Here is a 17,829-nt window from a genome sequence, read left to right as displayed (position 1 = left end):
GAAAGGCTTTTCAGGCAGTGGTACGCCTTTTGCTACTGTATAGATCACACTGGCTACACCTTAAAAAACACCCTTAATTTTGGAGGACGATACCATGGAATCCCACAAAGCGATGAACAGACGATCAAAAATGCAGGTGATGGGTCTCATTGCCGGTCCCATTGTTTTTGCCCTTATCTGGATGATGAATCTGGACCCGGCAGAACCGGAAGTGACCCGAATGGCAGCCATTGCAGGATTTATGGCGGTCATGTGGGTCACTGAAGCCATCCCTATGGCAGCCACATCCCTTTTACCTGTTGTGCTTTACCCCCTCATGGGCATCATGGCCGGAAAATCTGCCGCAGCTGTCTATTTCAACAGCACCATTTTTTTGTTCATGGGGGGATTTCTCATTGCACTTGCCATGGAAAAATGGAACCTTCATAAGCGGATTGCGCTGCTGACCGTAAAAACCATCGGCGGCGGCCCTGCTCGGATCGTATTTGGTTTTATGATGGCTTCGGCTTTTCTTTCCATGTGGATCTCCAATACAGCCACCGCAGTGATGATGCTGCCCATTGCCCTCTCCATTGTCTTTAAAATGGAAGAGGAGTTCTCGGCAGCAGACACCAAGACTTTTACCATGCCCCTGCTTCTCGGTATTGCCTATGCCGCATCCATGGGAGGAGCGGCCACCCTTGTGGGCACCCCGCCCAACCTTGTTCTGACCCGGACCTTTGAGCAGCTCTTTCCCATGGCTTTGTCCATCTCCTTTGGCACCTGGATGCTCATGGCCCTTCCTCTCTCCGTTGTCATGATCGCCATTATCTGGTTCCTTTTGACACAGGTGTTCTACAGAACCCCTTCCCATGTAAAGGTGGATCCCTACGTTATTGAAAAAGAGTACAGGCAGCTGGGTCCCATTTCTCCCGAAGAGAAGAAGGTGTTGATAGTCTTTGCCGCCACCGCCCTGCTGTGGATTTTCAGAAAGGATCTGAACTTGGGGTTTGCCATTATTCCCGGATGGGCCTCCCTTCTGCCGTTTCCAAAACTCGTGGATGACGGCACGGTTGCCATCACCATGGCCATGTTTCTCTTCTTTTTGCCCACCACCCGGAAAGATGCGAAAAGTGCCACCATCCTTGACACCCGTATTTTCTCCAAAATCCCCTGGGGAATCATCCTCCTGTTTGGCGGCGGTTTCGCCCTGGCCAAAGGATTCCAGGTGTCAGGCCTGTCGGAATTTGTCGGCAACAAGCTCCAGATCCTGGAGGGGACAAGTTCCGTGGCCATGATTGCAAGCATCTGCACAACCCTTACTTTTCTTACGGAATTGACCTCTAATACCGCTACAACCCAGATGATTCTGCCCATCCTCTCATCCATGGCCGTGGCCATGAAAATCAATCCCCTGATGCTGCTGGTTCCGGCCACCCTGTCCGCATCCTGTGCCTTTATGATGCCCATTGCAACACCTCCCAATGCCATTGTCTTCAGCAGCGGGCGAATCAGAATGTTCGAAATGGTCAAGGCCGGTGTTCTGATCAACTTTATCGGTGTGATTGTCATCACCGGAATATTCCTCACCCTGGGTACCATGGTGTTTGCCATTTTTCCTGGTGAGATTCCCCAGTGGGCCCTGTTAAGTGCAAATTAAAATTAAACCCGTTACCATTTATTTTTTTTAATAGTTTTTAATTAACCAAAGGATTGTGAACAAATGGAACAATTTGAACAGAATGTATTTGATTATCATTGTACCCCGGTTGCAGGTAAAATTCAGGTCATGCCTACCAAGCCATGTCAAACCGCAGAAGACCTCTCCATGGCATATACACCTGGGGTTGCCCTGCCGGTCCGGGATATTGCAGACAATCCCGATACTGCAAGACTGCACACCTGCCGTCAGAATCTGGTGGCTGTGGTCTCCAACGGCACGGCAATCCTGGGGCTTGGGAACCTCGGTGCCCTGGCCAGCAAGCCGGTGATGGAAGGAAAGGGAGTATTGTTCAAAAGATTTGCCGATGTGGATGTCTTTGATATTGAGCTCAACACCGAAGATCCTGAGAAAATTATAGATATTGTCAAAATCATGGAACTGACCTTTGGCGGTATCAATCTTGAAGATATCAAGGCACCGGAATGCTTTGAGATTGAAGAAACCCTGATTGATATCTGCAATATCCCTGTTTTCCATGATGACCAGCACGGTACTGCCATCATCTGTTCGGCAGGTTTTATCAATGGGCTGGAAATTACCGGCAAAAAAGTTGAAGATATCAAAGTGGTCTTTAACGGTGCGGGTGCCGCCGGTATTTCATGTGCTAAACTCTTGGTCTCCCTTGGTGTAAAATATGAAAACCTTGCCATGTGCGACTCCAAAGGGGTTATCTATAAGGGCCGTAAAGAGGGTATGAACAAGTACAAAGAGATCTTTGCCCTGGAAACGGAACATAGAACCCTGGAAGATGTCATGAAAGGTGCGGATGTATTTATCGGCGTATCCCAGAAAGATGTTGTGACTGCCGAGATGCTCCTCTCCATGGCCAATGATCCCATGGTATTTGCCATGGCCAACCCTGACCCTGAAATCACCTATGAACTGGCCACGGCCACAAGGGATGATGTTATCATGGCTACGGGCCGGTCCGACTATCCCAACCAGATCAACAATGTACTGGGCTTTCCTTTTATCTTTCGAGGCGCTCTGGACGTGGGGGCAAGCAAGATTTCAGAGGGGATGAAGCTTGCCGCAGCCAGGGCACTGGCAGATCTGGCCAGACAGCCGGTGCCTGAAGTGGTCAAGAAAGCCTATAACGGCCAGGCGTTTGCTTTTGGCAGGGAGTATATTGTTCCCAAACCCTTTGACCCCAGGGTAATTGAGTGGGAATCCGTTGCCGTGGCCAAAGCGGCCATTGAGGAGGGGCTTGCCACCATTAACATCAATGACTGGGAAGCATATGCCGCATCCTTGAGAAAGAGAATGGAAAAATTCTGGTGTGAATGCACGATGGATAACTGATTAACTGCCGGCAGGCCGGCTCGGGATAAAAAAGAAAATCAGGCAGCGGGCAGGAAATGGCCCGCTGGCTGTTGTATTATATAAAGGTGACAGCAACATGAATGAGTTTATATATGAACGTATGTTCCCCTTGGGAAAGGATACGACGGAATATCGTTGTCTTACCGGGGAATATGTCGGGATAAACAAATTTGACGGAAAAGATGTTCTCATGGTGGAACCACAGGCACTGACCCTGCTTGCTGAAAAAGCCTTTAAGGATGTGGCCCATCTTTACCGACCGGAGCATCTTGAAAGACTCAGACAGATTATTGATGATCCGGAAAGTTCCGACAATGACCGGTATGTGGCTTTGGAATTGTTGAAAAATGCCGTCATTGCAGCGGGGAAAGTGTATCCCATGTGCCAGGACACGGGAACCGCAATTGTCATGGCAAAAAAAGGGCAGCAGGTCTGGAGCCGGACCGATGATGTGGAAGAATTGTCCAAAGGCGTATTCAATGTGTATACACAAAATTATTTGAGATATTCTCAGAATGCGCCCTTTACCATGTATGAAGAGAAAAATACCACGACCAACCTGCCAGCCCAGATCGATATCACAGCTGTTCAGGGCGATGAATACAAGTTCCTGTTCATGGCAAAAGGGGGCGGATCAGCCAATAAAACCAATGTGTTCCAGATGACAAAAACCATATTGAAATCGGAACAGACCCTGATCGATTTTATGGTGGAAAAAATGAAAGGGCTTGGGACATCGGCCTGCCCGCCATATTATATTGCATTTGTCATTGGCGGCACGTCTGTGGAACTCAATCTGAAGACCGTAAAACTGGCATCCGCCAGATACCTGGATTCTCTTCCCACCCGGGGCAGTGACACCGCCCATGCGTTCAGGGATATTGATCTTGAGAAAAAAGTGTTGGCCCGGTCTCATGAATTGGGCATCGGCACCCAGTTCGGGGGCAAGCATTTTGCCCTTGATATGCGGGTGATCCGCCTGCCGAGGCACGGGGCATCCTGTCCCATCGGTCTGGGGGTTTCCTGTTCAGCCGATCGCCAGATCAAGGGGAAAATCACAAAGGATGGGGTCTTTCTGGAACAGCTGGAAGAAAATCCCGGCCAATACCTGCCGAAAAAAGAACCCGACATGAAAGAAGCGGTTCATATTGATCTGAACAGGCCCATGGATGAGATCCGGGCGGAGTTGTCCAGGTATCCGGTCTCCACACGGCTGGCTTTAACCGGACAAATTGTTGTGGCAAGGGATATTGCCCATGCAAAATTCATGGAACGGTTTGAAGCAGGCAAAGGCCTGCCCAAATACTTGAAAAATCATATTGTCTATTATGCCGGCCCTGCCAAACGGCCTGAAAGAGAAATTTCAGGATCATTCGGCCCCACAACAGCAGGGCGAATGGATCCTTATGTGCCCGTCTTCCAGGAAGAGGGTGCTTCCATGATAATGCTGGCCAAGGGCAACAGAACAAACCAAGTCACAAATTCCTGCAGGATCCATGGCGGGTTTTATCTGGGCTCCATCGGCGGGCCTGCTGCCCGGATCGGAAAAGACTTCATTAAAAAGGCGCATATCATCGAGTACGAAGAGTTGGGGATGGAAGCGGTCTACATGATCACCGTAGAAAATTTCCCGGCCTTTATTATTGTTGACGATAAAGGCAATGATTTTTATGCGGATCTTCTGTGATTAAACCTGTTTTTTAACGGTACGGCCTTGGCGGATATGTTTGATTTCCGCCGGGGGCCTTTATTTGTTTTCTCCTGACACAGGGGGAATAATCAAGCTTCTAAAAAACCGGATATCCCTGTTCCCCGGTTGGACACCCCTTTTTTTATATGAGTGTTTTTACCATTGTTAAACCCTTCTTTGAAGGCACCTGATGAAGCTTGATGCCTGCCGTATCGGACGGTTGATAATTTTGGGAACAGCCGTGATTTTTCTTTACAGATTTCTTCATGATGTTGAGTCATTAATGCCTTGGTCGCTTTTACGGGCAGGGTCGTGTCAATATTGCCCTTACTATTTGAATTTTCCATGATTGAATCTTCAAACATCAATTTGTGATTATGTTCAATCCCGGCAATAAACCCCATATCAAAAGAAACTTTATCTCCTCTTTTGGCGTTGTTTTTCTTTTTGAAGCTTTGCCAAAGTGTCCGACCTGTATCAAGCAGGAAATGGTAAACATATTCTGCAACGATTAAAGCCTCTTTTTTTCCAATCAGGACAATGCATCGATAAACCGTATCGTCTTGGGCATTGTAAGTATCTGAAGTGATACAGTTTACATAATAATAGTCTCTTAAAATAGACAAAATAGCTCTTTGAATACTTTCAATGCGTTTTTTTTTATGGCAGATTGTAAGGTATTTGATATCCGGATTATCATCATGAGCATTAATTCTCTGAAGATTGTATTTGTTAAGCAGGTAATTGGCTTTTCTGGATGCTGCCTGGGCCTCTGCCTCTTTACTGGATTGCCCCAGGGCCATCAGTTTTTCAACTTTCCTTAACATTTTTTGAGCATCAGGCGGCAAGCTTCCTTTGAATTCCTGCAGCGTTTTATGAAAATCCTTGCTGCCCGCAACAAAAGCCGGATGCACCCCTAATTTTTTACAGGCTTTCTTAAAATATTTGCCATGACCATCTGCATTGTCATAAAATTCGGAAACGTATTGATGCGCCATCTCATGCTTCAGTACCTCCACTACAATATCCCAGGCTTCAGTCTGGATAAGATGACTTGAGATCGAAAGCGTTTTTGTTCCATGATTCAATAAACCAAGCTCTTTTCTGCCGGAAGAGATATTGATTGCAGGGGGAGTAAGATCGATTCCGTATTGCCAGGAAATATTTTTGTGTTCCCTGTAAAGTTGTTTTGCCCATCTGATTTCCATATCTTCCACTTGCTTTTTCATGGTATCAATCATAATCATCTTCAATATCTTAAAAAATATTTGTGCTGGCACAGGCCGGGACAGACAAGAAAACATGGGTTTTCAGACGTTGTTATACTGTCATCCGGATGGGCCGAAGCACTTTTATTATCAGTATTCATAATATGTGTAAAGGAGTATTAAAAGCAAATCTCAACTTTCGGACTTAAGTTATATCAGAACCTCATCCAGATTTTGAAAATTTACAAAACTTGAGATCAAATGATATGTATAAAAAGCATCATCAAGAATATTTTTTTTATGTGATAGGAAGCCTGATAATGAATTTTGTGCCTTGCCCCAAGGTTGAGTCGACTTCCATTTGACCGCCATGATTTTCAGTAATGATGAAATATGATACAAAAAGGCCAAGCCCAGTGCCTGATCCCACCGGTTTGGTTGTAAAAAAAGGTTCAAATATCTTTTTTTTTGTCCCCTCATCCATACCCGTACCATTGTCCTCTATTTCAATGCAGACCATTTTTTGACTCTTTTCACACCATGTCCGAACGATAAACCGGGGCTTGTTTTCTTTGTTTTCCTGCATTGCCTGGAAACCGTTCCTGAAAATATTCAGCAGCACCTGCTGAATTTTAGCACCTTCGCAGGGCACAGGAGGAATGTTGTCTGCATACTCTTTTTTGATATCAATTCGTTTAAAATCACATTTTTTCTTAAGGTCGTAGTCTGATTCTGCCAGTTCCAGTGTTTTATCAATCAGTTCGGAAATGGAAAAACAAGAAAACCGTCCATCGCTCTTGCGTACAAAATTGAGCATGTTGTCAATAATATTTGATACTCTCTGGCCTGATTTGTTGATGGCGTTTATCATGTTGTAAATTCCCCGGATTTCCATGAACTGTTTGATGTTTTCCATTGTGGTACCTGACTTGTGGGCTGCATCCAGATTGGCCGGCAATTCACAATTGATCAATCGATTGGACATTACATTAGCGGTCTGGAGCATCCCTGCAAGGGGATTGTTAATTTCGTGTGCCATGCCGGCCGCCAATCCGCCAATAGAAAGCATTTTTTCGTTTTGAATCATCATCTCTTCCATGCGAACATTTTGAGTTACGTCATCAATACGAATTACCACTCCTTTGATGCCGTTGGCGATCAGTGGGTAGATGGTTATATCTTCGTAACAGGTCTCATTTTTTAATTTGCGTGGTTTTTTCAGCAGATGTCTGGTTTCACGGGCTTGAATGCTTTCAGTTATTGTTTCCATTTCAATGTTCATACCGGGCAGCACGTCTGAAAAAATTTTTCCTTTAGCATCATTGGCAGAGATCCCCGTTATTTTTGAAGCCGTTCTATTCCATTGAGTTACTTTAAATTCATCATCTACACCGACAAGAACAGACGGCATGGAATCAAAAATATTAGACAGATAGTTGCGGAGGTGATTGACTTCACCCTCTGCTATTTTTTTCTTGATGGAATTCTCCGCAAGATCCGTTAAAAAGGTTACCAGTGATTTATTATACTCAATAATATATTCGACTTTTTTACGCTTTAATACCGGTACTTTATCAAGTGCTGTAAGATAGCCGTCAAGATCATAACCGAATTTTTTTGCCTGTTGAATAAAGAAATTCCGGTCAAAAGGCTCTTCTTTATAAAAAAATTGTCCCAAAAACAGTGTTGCCAGATGCTGATTTGTAACTATGATAGGGATTCCGATGTCCCAGAGACCATTTTTACATTTATAGCAGCAAGCCTCACCTTTAACAAGGCGAGTTTTAATAAAATTATCACTGGTTTGACATTGTTTTAATGATTTTTTGTTGGCACGGTGGAAATTGCAGCATATTTCCTGCCAGCCTGCGCCAACCAGCAGTGAATTGTCAAAGGCATCAATTATCCCGGTTGGGATACCCGTAGCTTCATAATTTGCATCCGCCATATTTTGGACGGCAGCTAAATCAAGCAGTTCGGATAATCGGTAATTTTCCATTTTACAACCCGATTTGTAAATTAAGGAAGGAGTTCTTTTTAACATTATTTTAATTTTACTGAATCCATCATGATTTAGATTACATTAAATGGCGGTATAATGCAAAATGTAATCATGAAGATAAGCCAGTATCCTTTACCTGTTTTTGTTTTCAATCCTGATTTTTTCTTCGATTAATCTCCTGAGGTCAGGATATCACTGATGGAGGTTTTTTGTGATGGTTCAACCAGTGGCCTGTAGTTCCAAGATATAAGCCTTTATTGATTTTATGTTGTTTATGCAATTGAAAAGCATTCGTAAGCAAGAGGAGAGAATCGTCTTTAACTACTTTGATTTCGCATTTTTCTAATCGCATGAAAAATTCAAGAATTTTTTCGCGATACAAATAATGAAATGTTTTACGAGATTTATCCTGCGGCACATCATGTAAAAGTTTGCATATAGCATTAAATATTTGCTGAGACTTCGCGGGGATCAGCCATATTTCAAGCATATGCAGATATATGATTTGATGAAGCCGTTTGGCTAAAACAACTGATAGTAGACAGTTTAATTCCGCTGTCAGGCTTTGATTTGTAAGACTTTGACCTTTAAGGTTGCTTCCCGTATCGCCGCCAATCATATGTTTGTTTTTAATGGGCATAATAAACTGCTTACATTTATTTTTTTATGTCACTTTTTTTGTCCCAACAGTTCAGTAATTATTTCAATATTATTACTTTAATTGCAGGTCATAAAAAGAGCAGGAAAGGCTAAATGTAACATATTTAAATGATCAATAAAATTAATAAATTTCGTTTTTTATGGCATTTTTTTGTTTGGCGCTAACTAATAAATTTTAAAAAAAAATAATCGAATTTGATAATAACCTGACCGGGCAAAAAAATCAAATTATAAACTTTAAAAATTGTTAATGCTCAACGAATATTTTGCAAAATTTAAAATAGAAAACCTTCTGAAGAAATTTGGTGTAAGCATTGTACCTTTTAAAGGAAGCTTTAGAAACTGATATGGGATGATGGTATGTCTGACCGGTCATAACATGCCATTTTCACAATTAATGATGGAATTAATAAAAAATTTTTAGTACATATTATTTCTTTGATTTATCAATTTGCGTTTATGACGTTCGATTAACTGAAGGATGAATAAATGATAAATTCACAAAGACTGGCTCAACGGTTTAAAGCACTTGTTGAAATTGATTCTCTTTCCCGGCAGGAGAGAAATGTTGCGCTGGAACTTGAAAAAATATTAATTGGGATGGGAGCAACAGTTTGTTATGACACGGCAAAGGAAGCGGTAAAAGGCGATTGTTCAAACCTTGTGGCCAGGTTCAAGGGAACCGTTGATGCAGACCCTGTCTTCTTGTCCGGTCATATGGATACGGTTGGGCCTGGAAAAGGTATAAAAGTGCTGTTTGAAAACGGTATTTTTAAAAGCGATGGAACAACCATTTTGGGTTCGGATGATAAATCAGCCCTTGCCATTATTCTTGAGGTCATGGACGTGATCATTGAAAATAAAATGGATTACCCGCCGGTTGAAATTGTTTTTACGGTTTGTGAAGAAATCGGTCTTTTAGGTGCAAAAAATTTTGATTATTCTTTAATAGAGTCAAAATTCGGATATATACTGGATTCAACCGATACGGAAGGGATTGTCACAAAAGCCCCGGCTGCCAACAGGATCACCCTTAAGGTTTATGGAAGGGCGGCTCATGCGGGAGCAGCGCCTGAAAACGGTATCAATGCCATTGCCGTTGCCTCAAAAGCTATTTCCAAACTCAAGTTGGGCCGCATTGATGAAGAGACCACCTGTAATCTTGGAACCATAAAAGGAGGAGTTGCCACCAATATTGTTCCTGAGTTTGTCAAAATCTGCGGGGAAGTCAGAAGTCATGATGTGGAAAAACTGAAAAATGTTACGGATTGGATTGTCGATGCATTTTATGTTGCAGCCGAGGAGTTTGATGGCAATTCGGATCTTCCCCGGATAGAAGCCGTTGTTGAGAATGATTTTCCCCTTACAAATATTTCTGAAGACCACAAGGTTGTTAAGCTTGCCAGGAAAGCGGCAAACAATATCGGCATTCCCATGGAAAGCAAAACCATAGGCGGTGGCGCAGATGCCAATATCTTTTTCAGCCGCGGTATTGCTGCCGGTGTTTTGGGAACCGGAATGACGGATGTTCACACCCTGAATGAATCCATTGACATCAAGGATATGGAAAATTCAGCACGGCTGGTGCTGGAGATTCTAAAGGTTCATGCAGCAGGAGGCTTGTCCTGAGATGATTGCTTATTTTGATATGTTTTCCGGTATAAGCGGGGATATGACTCTTGGAGCGTTCCTGGATCTTGGCGTACCAGTTGACTGGTTGAACGAAAAATTATCCGGAGTTTTAAACGGCTTTGAATTAAAGACAAGTATTGTCTATAAACACCACTTAAAAGCAATGGACATTGTGGTTGATGTCATTGAAAAAGACGCATCATCAAGGAACTACAAAGATATTAAAACCTTGATTGAAACCTGTTCGCTGTCTGAAACAGTAAAAATGAACAGCCTTTTGGCCTTTAAAAAAATAGCAGAGGCCGAGTCTGCCATTCATGGCAAAGATATTGAAACGGTTCATTTTCATGAGATCGGCGGCATTGATTCCATTGTTGATATTCTCGGCTCTTTTTTGTGCGTGGAATATCTGGGTATCAAACAGGTCTATGCCTCTTGTATTCCGTTAGGGTCAGGATTTGTAACCTGTTCACATGGAAAGATACCGGTTCCGGTTCCGGCAACCATAGCCATTTTAAAAGATATTCCAGTAAAACCGTCCGATGCAAAGACGGAAATTGTAACCCCCACAGGAGCAGCTATTATTTGCACTCTTGCAGCTTCATTCGGAGGTATGCCGGAAATGATCGTCAAACAGGTCGGTTATGGCTCGGGCAAAAGAGATACCGGCTCAACTCTTCCCAATTTGCTGCGCATTGTATTGGGCAAAGAGAGAAAAGATCAGAAACAGGAGAATACAAACATTCAAAAAGAAACCATTTATGTGATAAAAACCAATGTGGATGACATGAGTCCCGAGGTTTCAGGATTTTTGATGGAGACTTTGTTTGAAAATCAGGCACTGGATGTCTGTTATGTTCCGGTTCAGATGAAGAAAAACAGGCCGGGGACCCAGATTGAGGTGATGTGCCGTAAAGAAAATCTTGATCATATTGTTCGCCTTATACTTGCCCAGACCACATCAATCGGCGTGAGATATCATGAATGTGAAAGATCCTTTCTCTTAAGGGAAACAGCTGTTATTGATACCTTGTTTGGAAAAATGCAGGTGAAAAAGATAACCAATCCTGACAAAAGTATCAGGTTTGTTCCGGAATATGAGGCTGCAAAAAAGGTGGCAAAGAAAAAAAAGATACCGCTCAAAGATGTGTATAACCAAGTTTTATGTGATGTCAACTCTCTTTTAGACAACGCCCCCTTGATATAAATTGATACAAAATTTTTGATCAGATTCCTTATGATTCAATTCACTTGACCTGATTTTCTTGATCCAATTTTCTTGACAGGGGATGATGCAGAATATAGAACTGCCAGATGATTTTAAATAATAAAATAATAATGTTTTTTGCCACAGGATTTTTTACCGGTAAAATCCCTTTTGCACCAGGTACATTCGGCACTCTTGCGGCGGTTCCTTTTGCTCTGGTTTTTTTAATCATTTCACCATCATTTTATGGTTTTTATATCGTGAGTGTTATCCTTGGTGCCATTTATGTTGCGGATCAGGCTGAAAAAATACTGGGAAAGAAAGATCCTGGCTGTATTGTTATTGATGAGATTGCAGGGTATGTAGTGACCTTGTCAATAGTTCCGTCTCATATTTCTGTTTCTACGCTTGCAGCCGGTTTTTTTATATTCCGTTTTTTTGATATTGTGAAATTCGGACCTGTTAAATATTTTGAAAATAATTTTTCAGGGGGAGCAGGAGTGGTGTTGGACGATATTATGGCAGGTGTTTTTTCTGCAATTGTTTTAAGAATTCTATATTTATCGGGTATATTTTAGGAGAAAAAGGGATGGGAATAAATTCGGAAAAGGATAAAGCCATAAAAACGGCAATGAGCCAGATTGAACGTCAGTTTGGCAAAGGATCTATCATGAAACTGGGCGGTCGGGCCATTGAAGCCGTTCCGGTCATACGAACAGGCTCCCTGGCTCTGGATAAAGCCCTTGGGGTCGGCGGATATCCCAGGGGCAGGGTGATTGAAATTTACGGTCCTGAATCATCCGGAAAGACTACCCTGGCTCTTCATGCTGTTGCCCAGGCACAAAAGTGCGGCGGGATTGCCGCCTTTATAGATGCCGAACATGCCCTGGATGTGGCATATGCCAAACGGCTGGGGGTGGATTGCGACGAACTGCTGATATCCCAGCCCGATACAGGGGAACAGGCTCTTGAAATAGCTGATATGCTGGTCAGAAGCGGCGGGGTTGATATCATGGTCGTGGACTCTGTAGCCGCGCTTGTTCCCCGGTCTGAAATTGAAGGGGATATGGGAGATTCTCATATGGGACTGCAGGCAAGGCTGATGTCCCAGGCCTTGCGAAAGCTTACCGGGACCATCGGTAAAACCAATACTACCCTTATATTTATCAACCAGATCAGGATGAAAATCGGTGTGGTCTATGGCAATCCCGAAACCACAACCGGTGGGAACGCCTTGAAGTTTTATGCATCCATGCGCCTTGAAATCAGAAGGGCGGCTCCGATTAAAGACGGCCAGGAAATCATTGGGAACCGAACCAAAGTTAAAGTCGTGAAAAACAAACTGGCGCCTCCTTTTAAAGATATTGAGTTTGATCTCATGTATGGCGAGGGCATTTCAAGAACCGGGGACCTGCTGGATATGGGGGTTCAACTTGAAATTGTGGACAAGAGCGGATCATGGTATTCGTTTGAAGGCGAACGAATCGGCCAGGGAAGAGAGAATGTAAAACTTTTTTTGATCGATAACCCGGATATATTTGAAAAAATTGAGCAAAAGGTTCGTGAGAAGCTTGGGCTTTCAGAGCCTGCCGTAAAAGAAAACCAGGACAAAGAAGTCAAAGCGTAACATATCAGTGAATTAGGAGTTGTAACATGACAGGCAATGATGCCAGAAAGATTTTTATAGACTATTTTAAAAAACACAATCATCAATATGTAAGGTCTTCCTCCCTTGTACCACAGGATGATCCCACCCTTTTATTTGTGAATGCAGGAATGGTTCAGTTCAAACGAGTGTTCACAGGAGATGAAAAAAGGGAATATTCAACTGCGGTAACTGCCCAGAAATGTGTCAGGGCCGGTGGTAAGCATAATGATCTTGAAAACGTCGGTTATACGGCAAGGCATCATACCTTTTTTGAAATGCTGGGTAATTTTTCCTTTGGTGATTATTTCAAGGAAAAAGCCATTGATTTCGGCTGGGACCTGCTCACCAACGGGTATGGATTTGACAAAGAAAAATTATGGGTTTCCGTGTTTCATGAAGATGATGAGGCATATGGCATCTGGCGGGACCAGGTGGGCGTACCGGAAGAAAGAATCGTAAGGCTTGGGGAAGCGGATAATTTCTGGAGCATGGGAGATACCGGGCCTTGCGGGCCTTGCAGTGAAATTCATATTGACAGGGGAGAGGCATTCGGGTGTGGTGCTAAAGAGTGTGCCGTGGGGTGTGACTGTGACCGATGGCTTGAGTTGTGGAACCTTGTCTTCATGCAGTTTGAACGAGATGAACAGGGCAATATGACCCCATTGCCCAAACCAAGTATTGATACTGGCCTGGGACTGGAACGGGTAATTTCCGTTCTTCAGGGAGTTCCAACAAATTATGACACTGATTTGTTTGTTCCCATCATGGAAAAAGTCGGGGAACTTTCCAATAAAAAAAGGCATGAATCAGACCAGGTTGAAGTGGCCATGAAAGTTATTGCCGATCATTCCCGGGCCACCGCGTTTTTGATCAGTGACGGGGTGCTGCCCTCCAATGAAGGCCGGGGATATGTGCTGCGCCGAATCATGAGGCGGGCCATCCGGTACGGAAGGAGTATCGGGCTTGTCAAGCCTTTCATGCACGAGACCGTACAGACGGTTTTTAAAATTATGGACCAGGCCTATCCAGAACTGAAAGAGTCTTCTGCATTTATCTTGAACGTGGTGAAAAATGAAGAAGAAAAATTTCTTGAAACCCTTGATACCGGCATGAAATTGCTGGAAGCCACTCTGGAAGATATTAAATCGGGTGATATTAAATCAGGCGATATAAAATCAAACAATCATTCCACCATCTCCGGGGAAGTGATTTTTAAACTTTATGATACCTTTGGATTTCCCGTTGATATTATTGAAGATCATGTCAAGGATATGCAGATCAATCTTGATATGGATGGGTTTGACCGGGCAATGGCAGAACAAAAGGCAAGATCCAGGTCCACTAAAAAGTTCACAGGGGTTGGCGATGCCTATAAAGCTTTGACATCACAAGGAGTGAAAACCGATTTTCAAGGTTATGACAAGATTGTTGGAACATCCGAAGTTCTTATCCTTGTAAAAGACGATAAAGAGATTGAGGCGGCAACGCCGGGTGATTCCATAGAAATTGTAACCGCTTCCACTGTTTTTTATGCGGAATCAGGCGGACAGGCAGGTGATGCCGGAATATTTGAAAATGAAAATTGTGTCATCAGGATTACGGATACGGTCAAAGATCCCAGCGGGCTTTTTATCCACAAAGGGATGGTCAAAAAAGGTTCGGCAAAAAAAGGGGATCTATTCAGCCTTACCGTGGACGCCGTGAAAAGACAGAACACGGCTGCGAATCATACAGCAACCCATATCCTTCATTCCGCCTTGAGAAAGGTTCTGGGAGAACATGTCAAACAATCGGGTTCACTTGTAACAGATACCCGGTTAAGATTTGATTTTACCCATTTTTCATCTATTTCCACACAAGACCTTTTGGCCATTGAAAATGAGGTCAATCAAAGGATTCGTGAAAATTGTCCCGTTCAAACCAAAGAGATGAACATGGATGATGCGGTTAAAGAAGGTGCCACTGCATTGTTTGAAGAAAAATACGGAGATGTTGTACGGGTAGTGTCTCAGGGGGATTTTTCCCGGGAGCTTTGCGGGGGAACCCATACAAAACAATCCGGTGATATCGGGCTGTTTAAAATTTTGTCCGAAGGCGGAATCGCATCTGGTGTAAGAAGAATCGAGGCTGCAACAGGTCAGACAGCGCTGGATTATATTCATAAAGAGCAAGGCCTTATTGAATCTGCAGCCGGTCTGTTAAAAGGTGCTAAAGAGGATTTGGTTTCAAAGGTTGAGGCTCTGGTCAAGGATAAGAAAAACCTTGAAAAAGAACTGGAATCCTTGAAAGCAAAAATGGCATCAAAGTCTGTTGAAAATATGGATGATGCCATCCGGGAAATCAACGGGGTCAAAGTGATTTCAAAGCGGGTGGAGATTGAAAATCCTTCCCAGTTAAGGGACCTGGCAGATAAATTCAAGAACAAAATCGGCTCCGGGGTAATCCTTCTGGGTGCCCAATCCAATGGAAAAGCCTTGTTGATAAGTGTTGTCACAAACGATTTGACAAAAAAGTTCAAAGCCGGTGATATTGTAAAAACAGCTGCAAAAATAGTCGGTGGCGGAGGCGGGGGCAGGCCAGATATGGCCCAGGCCGGTGGCACAAAACCTGAAAACCTGGACAAGGCACTGGAATCGGTTTATCAAACAATGTCATGACCGCATATTTTATAAGGCGATTGTTGCTGGTGATACCGACTTTTATCGGTATCACCATCATGGTTTTTACCATCACCCGTTTTGTGCCCGGCGGTCCCATTGAACGGATCATTTCCGATGCAAGGGCCATGCAGACGGGCCAGGGCGGATCATCTACAACATCCGGCCCGGACAATGGACAGCCTCTTTCCGAAGAACAGATTCAAAAGTTAAAAGAGTATTACGGGTTTGATAAACCCGTTTTAACCAGTTATTTTATCTGGCTTGCAAAGGTGTTAAGAGCGGATCTTGGGCAATCCACACGATATTATGACCCGGTCTGGGACATGATCAAAGAACGCATTCCCATCTCCCTTTATTTTGGTATTTTAAGTTTGATCATGATTTACGGGGTCTGCATCCCACTTGGCATGGCAAAGGCCGTCCGCCATAAAACCGGTTTTGATAACATCACGTCCATCATTATTTTCATGGGGTATGCAATTCCCGGCTGGGTGGCAGGCGTACTTATGCTGGTTCTGTTTGCATCCAATTATGATGTCTTCCCTTTGGGCGGGCTTGTGTCCGAACTGTTTGAGGAGATGAGTCCAATTGAAAAAATGATGGATATTGCCTGGCATACCATTCTTCCGCTTTTTTCCTATGTTATCGGTTCTTTTACCGTGATGACGCTGTTGATGAAAAACACCCTGATGGACTCTTTGTCTTCCGATTATGTCAGGACCGCCATAGCCAAGGGACTTTCTTTTAAAAAAGCCGTACTCAACCATGCCCTGCAAAACAGCCTGATCCCCATAGCCACAAGCTTTGGAAACAATATCTCCATTATTTTAATGGGATCATTTTTAATTGAAAAAGTTTTTAATATCAATGGGATGGGGCTTTTAGGATATGAATCCATTCTTGACCGGGATTATCCTGTGGTCATGGGAATTCTTGTGATCTCTTCTGTCTTGTTCATGATCGGCAATATTTTATCCGATATTTGTGTTGCCTTTGTTGATCCCAGGGTGAGGTTTAAATGATATCCTTGAATCCTGTTACCATCAAAAAGATCAAGCGGTTTCGATCCATTAAAAGGGGATTCTGGTCATTTGTTATTCTTCTGGTCATGATGTTCATCTCTTTTTTTGCCGAGGTGTTTATCAACTCAAAGGCGTTGCTGGTATATTATGACGGCAGATTTTATTTTCCAACCTATACACAAATGATCCCTGGGTCTGAATTTGATTTGGGATATGAGTATGAAACCAATTACCGGGATCTTAAAAAAAAGTGTCAAGCTCAGGCATCATCTGATTTTGTGATCCTGCCCCCGGTTCCCTATAACCCGTATGAGAATGATCTTAAGCAAAACTCTTATCCGCCGTTTGCCCCCTCATTTAAGGAACGGCATTTTTTTGGGACCGACAATGTGGGCAGGGATATCCTGGCACGGCTGGTATACGGATTTCGGACGGCCATTGTTTTTTCTGTTGTTCTTTTGATCATGAACTATACAATCGGCATTACCATTGGCTGTTCCATGGGGTATTTCGGTGGTAAATTTGATTTGATTTTTCAGCGGATAATTGAAATCTGGAATAATATTCCGTTTTTATATGTGATCATCATCATTGCTTCGGTTGTGATCCCCAGTTTTATGATATTGGTTTTGATCATGGCCTTTTTCGGGTGGATCGGCATTACCTGGGTCATGAGAACCATTACATATAAAGAAAAAGAAAAAGAATATATCCTGGCTGTCCGTTCCCTTGGAGCATCCCACGCCAGAATCATATTCAAGCATATCATCCCCAATACCATATCCGTTATAGTGACCTATGCGCCTTTTGCCATTTCAGGGGGGATCGTCTCTTTAACATCCCTGGATTACCTGGGATTCGGCCTGCCGGCTCCTACACCTTCCTGGGGGGAATTGCTTTCACAGGGCTGGCAGAACATGGATGCCTGGTGGATTGTCTCTTCTGTGGTGGCTGCCCTTGTGGTCACCCTGATGACCGTCACCTTTATCGGTGAAGGCATAAGAGAGGCCTTTGACCCGAAACTGCACACCTTTTATGAATAGTTGTTTTTGATCCGGGCCAATACTAAATATTC

At 43.5% G+C, this 17,829-nt stretch carries 13 protein-coding genes; 10 read left to right on the top strand and 3 right to left on the bottom strand.

Annotated features, from left to right (window positions below):
- The first annotated feature begins 94 nt into the window (after positions 1 to 94).
- The 3 genes from TOL2_RS15925 to TOL2_RS15915 all read left to right on the top strand — a co-directional run bounded on the left by TOL2_RS15925 (position 95) and on the right by TOL2_RS15915 (position 4,712).
- Positions 95 to 1,639: an SLC13 family permease gene (locus TOL2_RS15925; RefSeq protein ID WP_014958349.1), complete on the top strand. Its 1,545-nt coding sequence runs from the start codon at positions 95 to 97 to the stop codon at positions 1,637 to 1,639.
- 63 nt (positions 1,640 to 1,702) lie between these two features.
- Positions 1,703 to 3,004 (top strand): malic enzyme-like NAD(P)-binding protein, encoded by a 1,302-nt coding sequence (locus TOL2_RS15920; RefSeq protein ID WP_014958348.1) that lies wholly within the window; start codon positions 1,703 to 1,705, stop codon positions 3,002 to 3,004.
- A 97-nt stretch (positions 3,005 to 3,101) separates the two neighbouring features.
- Positions 3,102 to 4,712 carry a fumarate hydratase gene (locus tag TOL2_RS15915; RefSeq protein WP_014958347.1) on the top strand — a complete coding sequence of 537 codons (1,611 nt, stop codon included), beginning with the start codon at positions 3,102 to 3,104 and terminating at the stop codon, positions 4,710 to 4,712.
- 92 nt (positions 4,713 to 4,804) lie between these two features.
- Here TOL2_RS15915 and TOL2_RS15910 read toward each other — a convergent pair whose 3' ends face one another.
- The 3 genes from TOL2_RS15910 to TOL2_RS15900 form a co-directional block, all read right to left on the bottom strand.
- Positions 4,805 to 5,962, bottom strand: a complete 1,158-nt coding sequence (locus TOL2_RS15910; RefSeq protein WP_014958346.1) for a DUF2786 domain-containing protein — start codon at positions 5,960 to 5,962, stop codon at positions 4,805 to 4,807.
- A gap of 259 nt (positions 5,963 to 6,221) precedes the next feature.
- Positions 6,222 to 7,922, bottom strand: coding sequence for a PocR ligand-binding domain-containing protein (locus TOL2_RS15905; RefSeq protein WP_014958345.1), 1,701 nt, complete (start codon positions 7,920 to 7,922; stop codon positions 6,222 to 6,224).
- A gap of 187 nt (positions 7,923 to 8,109) precedes the next feature.
- Positions 8,110 to 8,565, bottom strand: coding sequence for a hypothetical protein (locus TOL2_RS15900; protein WP_041279566.1), 456 nt, complete (start codon positions 8,563 to 8,565; stop codon positions 8,110 to 8,112).
- Positions 8,566 to 9,074: 509 nt separating this feature from the next.
- Between TOL2_RS15900 and TOL2_RS15895 the strand changes: the two genes are divergently transcribed.
- The 7 genes from TOL2_RS15895 to TOL2_RS15865 all read left to right on the top strand — a co-directional run bounded on the left by TOL2_RS15895 (position 9,075) and on the right by TOL2_RS15865 (position 17,797).
- Positions 9,075 to 10,214 (top strand): M20/M25/M40 family metallo-hydrolase, encoded by a 1,140-nt coding sequence (locus TOL2_RS15895; RefSeq protein ID WP_014958344.1) that lies wholly within the window; start codon positions 9,075 to 9,077, stop codon positions 10,212 to 10,214.
- 1 nt (position 10,215) lies between these two features.
- The gene (larC, locus tag TOL2_RS15890; protein WP_014958343.1) at positions 10,216 to 11,424 is read left to right on the top strand and encodes a nickel pincer cofactor biosynthesis protein LarC; all 1,209 of its coding nucleotides are present in this window, start codon (positions 10,216 to 10,218) and stop codon (positions 11,422 to 11,424) included.
- Between the two features lie 107 nt (positions 11,425 to 11,531).
- The gene (locus tag TOL2_RS15885; RefSeq protein WP_014958342.1) at positions 11,532 to 12,002 is read left to right on the top strand and encodes a phosphatidylglycerophosphatase A family protein; all 471 of its coding nucleotides are present in this window, start codon (positions 11,532 to 11,534) and stop codon (positions 12,000 to 12,002) included.
- Between the two features lie 11 nt (positions 12,003 to 12,013).
- Positions 12,014 to 13,051, top strand: coding sequence for a recombinase RecA (gene recA / locus TOL2_RS15880; RefSeq protein WP_014958341.1), 1,038 nt, complete (start codon positions 12,014 to 12,016; stop codon positions 13,049 to 13,051).
- Between the two features lie 26 nt (positions 13,052 to 13,077).
- Entirely contained in the window at positions 13,078 to 15,729 is a 2,652-nt protein-coding gene (alaS, locus tag TOL2_RS15875) for an alanine--tRNA ligase (RefSeq protein WP_014958340.1), read from the top strand.
- A complete protein-coding gene (locus tag TOL2_RS15870; RefSeq protein ID WP_014958339.1) occupies positions 15,726 to 16,754 on the top strand; it encodes an ABC transporter permease subunit in 1,029 nt (342 codons plus the stop codon). The genes alaS and TOL2_RS15870 overlap by 4 nt, the downstream gene beginning before the upstream one ends.
- A complete protein-coding gene (locus tag TOL2_RS15865) occupies positions 16,751 to 17,797 on the top strand; it encodes an ABC transporter permease (protein WP_014958338.1) in 1,047 nt (348 codons plus the stop codon). The genes TOL2_RS15870 and TOL2_RS15865 overlap by 4 nt, the downstream gene beginning before the upstream one ends.
- Positions 17,798 to 17,829 lie beyond the last annotated feature (32 nt).

The sequence above is a fragment of the Desulfobacula toluolica Tol2 genome, assembly GCF_000307105.1.
GTDB lineage: Bacteria > Desulfobacterota > Desulfobacteria > Desulfobacterales > Desulfobacteraceae > Desulfobacula > Desulfobacula toluolica.
This window is presented reverse-complemented; position numbering and strand designations above follow the sequence as displayed.

Bases quoted from the DNA above. Each gene is read 5' to 3' on its own strand.
- TOL2_RS15925 (WP_014958349.1), top strand. From the start codon at position 95: ATGGAATCCCACAAAGCGATGAACAGACGATCAAAAATGCAGGTGATG.
- TOL2_RS15920 (WP_014958348.1), top strand. From the start codon at position 1,703: ATGGAACAATTTGAACAGAATGTATTTGATTATCATTGTACCCCGGTT.
- TOL2_RS15915 (WP_014958347.1), top strand. From the start codon at position 3,102: ATGAATGAGTTTATATATGAACGTATGTTCCCCTTGGGAAAGGATACG.
- TOL2_RS15910 (WP_014958346.1), bottom strand. From the start codon at position 5,962: ATGATTATGATTGATACCATGAAAAAGCAAGTGGAAGATATGGAAATC.
- TOL2_RS15905 (WP_014958345.1), bottom strand. From the start codon at position 7,922: ATGGAAAATTACCGATTATCCGAACTGCTTGATTTAGCTGCCGTCCAA.
- TOL2_RS15900 (WP_041279566.1), bottom strand. From the start codon at position 8,565: ATGCCCATTAAAAACAAACATATGATTGGCGGCGATACGGGAAGCAAC.
- TOL2_RS15895 (WP_014958344.1), top strand. From the start codon at position 9,075: ATGATAAATTCACAAAGACTGGCTCAACGGTTTAAAGCACTTGTTGAA.
- larC (WP_014958343.1), top strand. From the start codon at position 10,216: ATGATTGCTTATTTTGATATGTTTTCCGGTATAAGCGGGGATATGACT.
- TOL2_RS15885 (WP_014958342.1), top strand. From the start codon at position 11,532: ATGATTTTAAATAATAAAATAATAATGTTTTTTGCCACAGGATTTTTT.
- recA (WP_014958341.1), top strand. From the start codon at position 12,014: ATGGGAATAAATTCGGAAAAGGATAAAGCCATAAAAACGGCAATGAGC.
- alaS (WP_014958340.1), top strand. From the start codon at position 13,078: ATGACAGGCAATGATGCCAGAAAGATTTTTATAGACTATTTTAAAAAA.
- TOL2_RS15870 (WP_014958339.1), top strand. From the start codon at position 15,726: ATGACCGCATATTTTATAAGGCGATTGTTGCTGGTGATACCGACTTTT.
- TOL2_RS15865 (WP_014958338.1), top strand. From the start codon at position 16,751: ATGATATCCTTGAATCCTGTTACCATCAAAAAGATCAAGCGGTTTCGA.